Source organism: Kineococcus glutinatus (genome assembly GCF_039542765.1).
GTDB lineage: Bacteria > Actinomycetota > Actinomycetes > Actinomycetales > Kineococcaceae > Kineococcus_A > Kineococcus_A glutinatus.
Map to the genome: position 1 here is coordinate 1 of NZ_BAABIL010000900.1, position 927 is coordinate 927.

Here is a 927-nt window from a genome sequence, read left to right on the forward strand (position 1 = left end):
CGCCGACGTCGTCGGCTGGGAGGTCACCGACCCGGACCCGGCGTACGGCGACTACCTGACGGTGCACCGCGGGGGGAACGCCGCCGCCGGCGTGGGCCCCGCGCAGGCCGAGCAGGTGTGGTGGACCGTCTACATCGCCACCGACGACCTCGACGCCGCGGCCGCGGCGGTCACCGCCCACGGCGGCACGCTCGTCGTGGAGCCCGGCGACGTCGGCCCGCTGGGCCGGATGGCGATCGCCGCCGACCCCACGGGCGCGACCTTCGGGCTGTGGCAGGCCGGCACCCACATCGGCGCAGCGCTCGTCAACGAGCCCGGCGGCCTGGCGTGGGAGGACCTGCGCAGCACCGACCCCGACGCCTCCCGCGCGTTCTTCGCCGCCGTGTTCGGCTGGACGTACGAGGCGATGCCGGACTTCCCGGAGTACACGACCTTCACCCAGCCCGGCGAGGCCGAGGGGGTCTACCTCGGCGGCATCGGGCCCGTCGACCCCGACACCCCCGGAGAGCGCCCCGGCTGGCTGCCCTACTTCGGGGTGGCGGACACGGACACCGCCGTGGCCACCGCCGAGCGGCTCGGCGGCACGGTGGTCGCGCCGGCCGAGACGACCCCCTACGGCCGGATGGCGGTCCTCACCGACCCGCACGGGGCGGAGTTCGCCGTCATCGCGAGCGACTGGACGCAGCAGCCCGACCGCTCGTGACCCCTGCCGCACCGCCCGCTGCGGGGCCGGGCGGTGCTCGGCGGGCCGGGTCGCCCCCGCCGGCGCACACCAGCGCCGGCGGGCGGCCCGGTCCGCCACCGGTGGTCGCGGTCCTACCGGCGGCGCACCAGCCGGGTCAGCAGCGCCCGCAGGCCCGGCCAGCGGCCCGCCGCACCGTCGGCCGGAGCACCGCCGACCGGACCGCCGTCGGCCGGAGCACCACC

At 78.4% G+C, this 927-nt stretch carries 1 protein-coding gene; it reads left to right on the plus strand.

Going from position 1 to position 927, the window contains the following annotated elements; genetic code table 11:
- Positions 1-703: VOC family protein (locus ABEB16_RS22440; protein WP_345714363.1), on the plus strand; the 703-nt coding region annotated here is incomplete at its 5' end.
- Positions 704-927: the final 224 nt, after the last annotated feature.